We start from the raw sequence: 6,218 nt of genomic DNA on the forward strand, positions 1-6,218 counted from the left end.
GTGTTTGATTTTGCCTTGAGTTCGAGCGACAAGCAAGATGAAGAAACAGGGCTATTCAGCCCTGTTGAGTAAAAACCATGTAAATGTTCTGACAGTGTTTATTGTCGATTAAATAGCGACCCAGTTACCATCGACTTTTTGAAACTCGACTTGCTCATTGAAGTCATTGGTTTCAGTGGCTGATTCACCGAATAATTTCATGGTTGTGGTGGCTTTGGCTGTTACGTTACATGAAACAATGCCGTCTTCTTCGTTACCCACAATGTTGCAATCGTTCAAGTCAAAGTCGTTCAATTCAATTTCAATGAATCCACCCATAGCCTGACCTGCTTGAACGGTCGCTGTTTCAACCGCAGATCTCGCTTCGCTTTTAGACGGATAATCTGAACCGCAACCGACAAGAACCAGTGCCAGCGGAAGGGCCAAGTATTTTGATGTTTTCAGCGTATTTTTCATAAGTTACCACTTGATTACTTATTGATTTTAAAGGGCTACTTTAGCTTTTACTTGTCGAGTTCTGACGCGAAAAGTGCATCGTTGTAAGCAATGATGTCTTTGTTGACGGAGAACATACCCCATAGCCACAAAATGAAACCGATAATGCCGGGCACAATCAAGAATGCAGTGAACATACAAACGATAAACACGACTAAGGTAATGATACCTTTCATTACGTGGCCAGCGTACATGTGACCAACACCCGGAAGGACAAAGTTTAAGAAAATCCCCAGTACTTTGTTCTTCATTTGGTTTTTCAACCGTTCTGCTGTGATTGTGTCGCCGTAACTCATGTTCAATTCCTGTCCGTTGTCGAGATGTGGTGATAGTAGCCAGCAATGGAAAAATCGAACAGTGACAAAGTCGTGGCGGATTTACGCAAAATCTTTTGCGATAAATTGATATTTCAAGGACGTGGTGACGTGGAAGCGCTGTTTGACAGAAATGGCATTGAAAGCGGGTAGAGATGAGCAGTGGGTCTGCTCATCTCTGTTTAAGATTTCTACTCAAGCGGGGGTGATGTCATGGACTGACACTGTTGATTTATCACGCTTTCCGTGGAAATCCAACATGCGTTTTGCCATGTCGGGGTCATCAAACCAAGCGTGTGTGCGTGATCTCTTAAGTTGAAAGCAGTGCCTGTCTGTTGCAGTGTTGATGGCTGCAAGTGCATCGTCGAGTGACAATTTCAGTGCTGAATCGTAGCTCACGCCAAATCGCTGAGAGATTTTTCCGATAAGGTTAGCGCTCATCGGTGAGTTTGCGACGTGTTCAAACTGATCAATGTTATTTATCCACTCACGAATGCGGGTATTGAGTGTGGTTGATTTCGTTTCCCATGCAGAGAGACTGCCCGCGACGGCTTTGCTTTGGTTATCAACAAAATCATTCAGTGCGGATTTTGTCGCCGAAAGGTCTTCATGGTTGAGATAATTGGGTGCCGATTTCAGACGTTCAACAATGGAACGCATATGGGGGAGCGCCATATTCTCCATTGCTTGCTCAACCAAATCAGTGACCGATTCGTGAATGTATCGTCTTCGTGTCTTGCTGTTTTTAAGTCGAACTGTCGCCACGGATCGGCGGGAGTCGAAATAAACACGAAGTAGCAAGAAAAGAAAAGATAATGCGGCAGCGGCCCAGATAAACGTAGGCTGCATGTAGAAGCACCATGCGATGGCGGCCAAGGAAGTGGCGAGGCAGATATCCCAACAGATGACGGTGCGTTTTTCTTTATTCACGCGAGTTTGCAACTCACTTTCTTTCACATTGGTATTTTTTCGCTCATCAATCGTCGACGACAGAGCGTCGACTAAATCCATGGCTATCTGATGGTCACTCTTCAGATTGATGTGGTGCTTTTCTAGATCATCGTTGTGTTTCGCATGGCTTTCGTAGAATTGGGCGAGCGTTGTGCCACAGGTGCGAAGGGCGGAATAGTTTTTCCACATGTGCTGACTTGCGACGTCGACAGCAGGCAAAATATCCTTTTGGGCTTGCGACAAAGGCAAGTCATTGAGTGTGAGGTTAAGTGCGCTTTCTGCCCACAACTGGAGTGTTGTGTAGTTATCGACCAGTCCTATTCTCACTGTGTTTAGGTCTTGCAGAATGACGCTTTCTGCTTCTTCAAACGACGTAGGGTTTTTCTTAGAAAGAGGAACAGACAACGCGACATAATGCTTGAGATTGGTGGCAAGCAGTGTGGCGAGAGCATCTACAGCATGCTGTTTGCACAGTTGATTATTGTTGAGCGCAAATTGGTTTAACACCATGTCGGTTTTATATTCCAATGTCTCGAACATTTCGTACTGTGACAATGCCAGATCATAGTGGTGCGTCGCTCTCTCAAAATCACCGATGTGGGAGTACGCAATAGCAATATGCGTGTTACACACGGAACGCAATAAGGTCTCCTCTTCTCGAAGAGAGGAGATGGCCCGCTCTGCCAAAGGAATAGCGGATTTCCATAGTGAAGACGTATCGGATTGCAACGCATAAATTCGGCTGAGCCAAAAACAGCTGAAAAAGTCAGAACCAAACTCTTCTGTCGCTTTCAGCAGATTTTGTGTTGCTTCGCTTAAATGATTCAATTCAAGGCTTTGGAAAGCCCACAACTTCCGCTGCTCAAACGACGAGGCGATTGGACTGGGTGCCAATGAAGGGGTGGGTTTATCAAAGATACGAAGACATTGGTCGTGGTGCGGGTGTTCTGTGTGATCACTGGAAGGAGACTGCCCATCGATGACTAATAGAGAGCCTTCAGGGATGCGCAGGTTGTCATCACAACCCAACGAAGCCCATAGTGAGGTTTCTAGCTTCCTAATGATAGAATCAACAATGGCGGTAGGATCATTCGTCAGGATGCTGTGAAGCGTTACATGATTTGGTAACGCATTCAGGAACTCGCTGACACTTTCTCGTTGTGTGTTTTTATCAGCATGATGATCACCGACAAGGAACGTCAGCACGTCTATCTCGTGTTCAAGCGCAGCGTCTATTTCATGTTCAATGTGGGATTTTCCTTCGAGAACGGTTTCACCCAGATCTTTCCCGACAAGACTTATCAAATACCGAGAGCGAGAAACACAGTGCACGCTGTTTTCAATCGGCGCCTTTCGAAATGCCTCAAACTCAGCAATATGAAAGGGACGTATTTCGCACCGTTGAAGTAACAATGATTGGTGCAACGCTGAAATGAGTTTCTCAACGACGGGCCTGAACTCAGAGTGAGAATACGAGATAAAGATGGTGTCCACGATACGTTCCTTTGCTGGCAGAGCGAATACTTGCCACGTCATCTTACGTATCGTGAACAGCGCTGGGTAATATTAAAATACTGAAATTAGACCCAGGGCAAGAGATTAGCGTCGGTTAAGGGGCACGAAACAAGGCGGCACTCACGTTACTGAGCTGGATAAATTGCCGAGCCATCTCTCGATTTAACCACAGGTAGCCGTAGTAACTGATGTCACTAATGTCGTTGGTTGATTGGCAAAGTTGCTCTTTGGTCAGATTGAGAAGTTTAATGTCGATAGGATCGACATCGGTCACGCGTTTATCTGAAACTTGCTGAGCTAAAACCTGAAAGTTATCGGCCAACTGACTTTGTGCCGTGGTCAGCCCTTCCATACTCATAATTTCATCCTGCCCTTGTTGGCTTTCCCACTGTGTACTGAGCAAAGCTTCTAGTTCCGCAAACAGGCGTTTTTCAATAAGCAGGACATCACCTAACACTGATTTATTCACGCCGGACTCGACCAACATATGAGGAAGCAACGATTGCTGCGTCTCAATGATGGTGTTCAGTCTTTCTGCGTGAGAAGGCGGGAATTTTCCCTGCTGCGCGTGTTTGATGTGTTTGGCGTAATAATGGCTGCATTCAACCAAATACTGTTCAAGAAGATAGATAAAACGCTCGGTCGCTTTAGCGGGAAAGATAAAGAGACTCGCAAAGATGGTCAGGATTGCCGCCCACAGAACGTTGAAAATACGCCAGCCAGCCGCTGCAACATCCGCGGGGCCACCCCCAGCAACGATAACGATGGTAATGGCCGCCATGAGTGAGGCATACGCGTATTTCTCTTGCGTGTAATACATTGCCGCAATGAGTACGCCAAAAAAGGCGAAGTGATGCGTCCAGTGGTATTGAGGCGGAATGAGAAACAACAAAAGGCCCAAGACAGCCCCGACAATGGTGCCGGTGACGCGTTGTTTCGCTTTCGACAAAACGCCACCCACAAAAGGAATGGCTCCGAGGATGGTGACGGCTGTTATGAGTGCCCAATATCCATAAGGGATAGTAAACATACGAGTGATCAGAAGGATCACCCCGAGAACGAATGAAACCCGCAGCATGTAAAGCAGGCGGGTGTGTTTTAAAGCAAAATTAGCGTAAGCGTGCATGTTAATTCACAGTCGAGATTTGCGTTCTGCCTTAAGCATATTCTTAACCTTAGTAAAAATACGCTAAAGATTGCGACAGGAACAACCAAAGGGAAGCACGAGCAGACATGAATATGCCTGCCCGTTTGGAATTGTTAGCCGATGATGCTCAATGTGGTCTGAAGAATAATCAGGTTCACAATATCAATAAAGAATGCGCCAACGATGGGCACCACCATGAACGCCTGAGGCGAAGGACCAAATCGATTGACCACAGAACCCATGTTCATCACCGCTGTTGGCGTAGCGCCGAGGCCGAAGCCACAATGTCCGCTAGAAGTGACCGCAGCATCATAGTTTTTGCCCATGACCCTAAACGTGACGAAGTAGGTGAATAGCGCCAGCATGACCGATTGGACCATCAAAATGATCAGGAAAGGCACCGCCAAATCCAAGATATTCCAGAGTTTCAGGCTCATCAGGGCCATCGCCAAGAACAACGCCAATGAAACCGTACCCAGAATATCGACCGTTTCAACGTCCATCCGCTTCACTTTAGACACTTCCAGTGCGTTGGTAATTACAACACCGATGAAGAGCGCATAAACGAAGTCTGGAATCATCAGCCACTTAACGTCAAAGCTGCTAACCCAAATCTCAAGATACTTGGCGCCAGTTACACAGATCAGTAAAACAAACAGCGTTTCAATCACCTTTTTCGGGGTGACTTTGTCTTGTTCGTTCTCGTTGTAAGTAACCAGTTCAGGAAACTGCTCGTGGGTATTGTTGGTATTGCCGTACTGAGACTTGAGGTTGAACCGCTGAACCAGACGTTGGGCAACAGGACTGCCGATGATACCGCCCATGATGAGGCCAAAGGTGGCAGATGCCATCGCAATTTCCAGTACGTTGTGCATGCCGTAAACATCTTGGAACGTTTGTGCCCAAGCTGCCCCAGTGCCGTGTCCGCCAGACAGTGTGATTGAACCGGCGATAAGTCCCATTAAAGGATCCAGCCCTAACACAGTTGCCAGCGTGATACCTACACCGTTTTGCAGCACGATATAAAGTGATGCTACAGCCAAAAAGACGAACACTTTTGCGCCGCCTTTGATCAATTGGGTGTAATTTGCGGCGAGACCAACGGTTGCAAAAAACATCAACATAAAGGTGTGTTGCAACGGTAAGTGGAAATCAAGCTCGATGCCGTTCAAATGCAAAATGGTAATGGCAGTAGCAACAACCAAACCACCGACGATGGGTTCGGGGATGTTAAATTTCTTTAAAATTGAGATTCTGGCGTTAATAAAATGGCCGAGAAAAAGTACAAAAATGGCGATGAGGAAGGATTCTAGTGCGCCGACAGAAATTAGTTGATTCATAAACCCTCTTCTATCTCCACATCCTCCTTAATGTGCGAGATCCTTATTATTAATATGCTTCCAAGAGCGAAATTCAGCGCTTTTGCAGACACTCTTTGCCGTACAAAATTCCCTTAGCGCGAAAAAATGAGGCGCCGTTATCTCATAATGTTGACCTAGAGCACAAGTCTAAGTGAAAAAATATTCACTTTACATTGTAGTGTTACGCGCTTTTTAAGTGCTTAAGCGCGTGTGAAATGCATACGGAAATATTAGATGAAGCCGCATGAGATAAGGTGTTAAATGTGCGAAATCCACCGACTGAAAAATTGGCCAATAAAACGGCTGTCGGTGGCTTTGTTGCTTAAATCGATGGAACTAAATCTAGAAGCTACGATCTGATCGGCTACACCCATCAATCGTCGTAGTCTCATGTCTAAACCTCGTTACAAAACAACTAACTGGAAGCAGTACAAC

General features: G+C 46.0%; 7 protein-coding genes. 1 reads left to right on the plus strand and 6 read right to left on the minus strand.

Translation table 11 applies throughout. The annotated features are described in order from the left end of the window. Positions 1 to 108: 108 nt before the first annotated feature. The gene (locus B5D35_RS12415) at positions 109 to 456 is read right to left on the minus strand and encodes a hypothetical protein (protein WP_078752891.1); all 348 of its coding nucleotides are present in this window, start codon (positions 454 to 456) and stop codon (positions 109 to 111) included. 47 nt (positions 457 to 503) lie between these two features. Further along, on the minus strand, positions 504 to 791 hold the full coding sequence (locus B5D35_RS12420; protein WP_078752892.1) for a TM2 domain-containing protein: 288 nt from the start codon (positions 789 to 791) through the stop codon (positions 504 to 506). A 45-nt stretch (positions 792 to 836) separates the two neighbouring features. On the opposite strand from B5D35_RS12420, the gene B5D35_RS25215 reads away from it, so the two are divergent. Further along, positions 837 to 962, plus strand: a complete 126-nt coding sequence (locus B5D35_RS25215) for a hypothetical protein (protein ID WP_269808917.1) — start codon at positions 837 to 839, stop codon at positions 960 to 962. Between the two features lie 42 nt (positions 963 to 1,004). Here B5D35_RS25215 and B5D35_RS12425 read toward each other — a convergent pair whose 3' ends face one another. The 4 genes from B5D35_RS12425 to B5D35_RS25220 all read right to left on the minus strand — a co-directional run bounded on the left by B5D35_RS12425 (position 1,005) and on the right by B5D35_RS25220 (position 6,175). Next, positions 1,005 to 3,296 carry a hypothetical protein gene (locus B5D35_RS12425; RefSeq protein ID WP_078752893.1) on the minus strand — a complete coding sequence of 764 codons (2,292 nt, stop codon included), beginning with the start codon at positions 3,294 to 3,296 and terminating at the stop codon, positions 1,005 to 1,007. Between the two features lie 73 nt (positions 3,297 to 3,369). Next, positions 3,370 to 4,401, minus strand: a complete 1,032-nt coding sequence (locus tag B5D35_RS12430) for an FUSC family protein (RefSeq protein ID WP_078752894.1) — start codon at positions 4,399 to 4,401, stop codon at positions 3,370 to 3,372. Positions 4,402 to 4,535: 134 nt separating this feature from the next. Beyond that, positions 4,536 to 5,762 (minus strand): sodium/glutamate symporter, encoded by a 1,227-nt coding sequence (gene gltS, locus B5D35_RS12435; protein ID WP_078752895.1) that lies wholly within the window; start codon positions 5,760 to 5,762, stop codon positions 4,536 to 4,538. A 278-nt stretch (positions 5,763 to 6,040) separates the two neighbouring features. Next, positions 6,041 to 6,175 (minus strand): hypothetical protein, encoded by a 135-nt coding sequence (locus B5D35_RS25220; RefSeq protein ID WP_280174682.1) that lies wholly within the window; start codon positions 6,173 to 6,175, stop codon positions 6,041 to 6,043. Between the last annotated feature and the right edge of the window lie 43 nt (positions 6,176 to 6,218).

It is taken from the genome of Enterovibrio nigricans DSM 22720, from assembly GCF_900167155.1.
GTDB lineage: Bacteria > Pseudomonadota > Gammaproteobacteria > Enterobacterales > Vibrionaceae > Enterovibrio > Enterovibrio nigricans.

Coding starts and splice junctions, on each gene's coding strand:
- B5D35_RS25215 (WP_269808917.1), top strand. CDS start 837: ATGGAAAAATCGAACAGTGACAAAGTCGTGGCGGATTTACGCAAAATC.
- B5D35_RS12430 (WP_078752894.1), bottom strand. CDS start 4,401: ATGCACGCTTACGCTAATTTTGCTTTAAAACACACCCGCCTGCTTTAC.
- B5D35_RS25220 (WP_280174682.1), bottom strand. CDS start 6,175: ATGAGACTACGACGATTGATGGGTGTAGCCGATCAGATCGTAGCTTCT.
- gltS (WP_078752895.1), bottom strand. CDS start 5,762: ATGAATCAACTAATTTCTGTCGGCGCACTAGAATCCTTCCTCATCGCC.
- B5D35_RS12425 (WP_078752893.1), bottom strand. CDS start 3,296: ATGACGTGGCAAGTATTCGCTCTGCCAGCAAAGGAACGTATCGTGGAC.
- B5D35_RS12420 (WP_078752892.1), bottom strand. CDS start 791: ATGAGTTACGGCGACACAATCACAGCAGAACGGTTGAAAAACCAAATG.
- B5D35_RS12415 (WP_078752891.1), bottom strand. CDS start 456: ATGAAAAATACGCTGAAAACATCAAAATACTTGGCCCTTCCGCTGGCA.